At 61.5% G+C, this 671-nt stretch carries 1 protein-coding gene and 1 pseudogene; both read left to right on the top strand.

Annotation, left to right across the window (positions count from 1 at the left end; genetic code table 11):
• The coding region (locus GCT13_RS51705) for a DoxX family protein (RefSeq protein ID WP_152768469.1) at positions 1-316 on the top strand (316 nt) is incomplete at its 5' end.
• Positions 317-340: 24 nt separating this feature from the next.
• Positions 341-671: pseudogene (locus GCT13_RS51700) on the top strand (glyoxalase); the annotation flags it as partial.

Below are 671 nucleotides of genomic sequence, written 5' to 3'. Positions count from 1 at the left end.
TCATGGCGCTGTGCTCGAACAGGAACATTTTGGGCTGCACCCAGGATGGTTGTGGGCGGCGCTCACGATCGTCGTCGAGCTTGGCGGCTCGGCGTGCGTGATCGCCAATCGCTTCGTGTGGCTGGGCGCGGGCGCGCTGGGCGCATTGACGGCCGTGGCGATGTTCGTCGCGAACGACTTCTGGAACCTGACGGGCGATGCGCACTTCTTTGCGCTGAACGCCTTCTTCGAACACCTTGGACTCATCGCCGCGCTTGTCATGGCGACATGCCTCGCCGGCGTCCAGCATTCTTCCGGCCATGCCGGTGTTCAATAAAAACCTTAAAGGACCTTCACCATCATGCGTAACCTCCGTTCCCTGATTGTGACGACGCTTGTTGCCGTCGGTCTTGTTGCATCGTCCGCTGCGTCCGTTGCATTGGCCAAACCGGCGGCGGCTTCGCAGCTCTCTGTCGGGCCGCAATACGACACCACGCACGTCTACGTCGCGCCCGATGACTTTGACAGGTTCACCGACAGCTTCGTCGCGACCTTCGGCGGTCACAAGTCGCAGCAAGGCGTGTTTCAGGTGACGCCCACGCCGAGCCAGACGATGTCGCAACTCGTCTTCACCCCCGTCGGCACGATCTCGGTGTTCGGCTTCAAGACGCCTGTTCCGTATCCGTTCGGCA

The organism is Paraburkholderia franconis (genome assembly GCF_009362735.1).
In the GTDB taxonomy this organism is placed as follows: Bacteria; Pseudomonadota; Gammaproteobacteria; order Burkholderiales; family Burkholderiaceae; genus Paraburkholderia; species Paraburkholderia franconis.
The sequence above is the reverse complement of the archived record's forward strand: the minus strand, read 5'-3'. Positions and strand labels throughout refer to the sequence as shown.